At 59.9% G+C, this 695-nt stretch carries 1 protein-coding gene; it reads left to right on the plus strand.

Features of this window, described 5'->3' with window-relative positions; translation table 11 throughout:
* Positions 1–695, plus strand: a 695-nt coding sequence (locus ERX27_RS11130; RefSeq protein ID WP_208001786.1) for a Rib/alpha-like domain-containing protein, incomplete at both ends; no start/stop codon positions are given.

Here is a 695-nt window from a genome sequence, read left to right on the forward strand (position 1 = left end):
ACAGCACCACCGGCAGGCACAAGCTATGCGCCGGCGGATGCGACAACCCTGCCGGCATGGGCAGTGGTGAACGCGGACGGCACCATCACGGTGAATCCGGACGCGACAGTGCCGGCCGGACAAACAACGATTCCGGTAACAGTTTCTTATCCAGATGGTTCTTCAGAAGAGATTAATGTAGTGGTGACCGTAGGTACGACCGATGCAGTAGACAACCAGCCGGACTATGTGGATACAACAGTGGAGCCGGGTACAGCGACAACAATCGCAGCGCCGCTCAATGCGGACGGGACAGCACCACCGGCAGGCACAAGCTATGCGCCGGCGGATGCGACAACCCTGCCGGCATGGGCAGTGGTGAACGCGGACGGCACCATCACGGTGAATCCGGACGCGACAGTGCCGGCCGGACAAACAACGATTCCGGTAACAGTTTCTTATCCAGATGGTTCTTCAGAAGAGATTAATGTAGTGGTGACCGTAGGTACGACCGATGCAGTAGACAACCAGCCGGACTATGTGGATACAACAGTGGAGCCGGGTACAGCGACAACAATCGCAGCGCCGCTCAATGCGGACGGGACAGCACCACCGGCAGGCACAAGCTATGCGCCGGCGGATGCGACAACCCTGCCGGCATGGGCAGTGGTGAACGCGGACGGCACCATCACGGTGAATCCGGACGCGACAGTGCC

The sequence above is a fragment of the Macrococcus brunensis genome (assembly GCF_004359615.1).
GTDB classification, from domain to species: Bacteria; Bacillota; Bacilli; order Staphylococcales; family Staphylococcaceae; genus Macrococcus; species Macrococcus brunensis.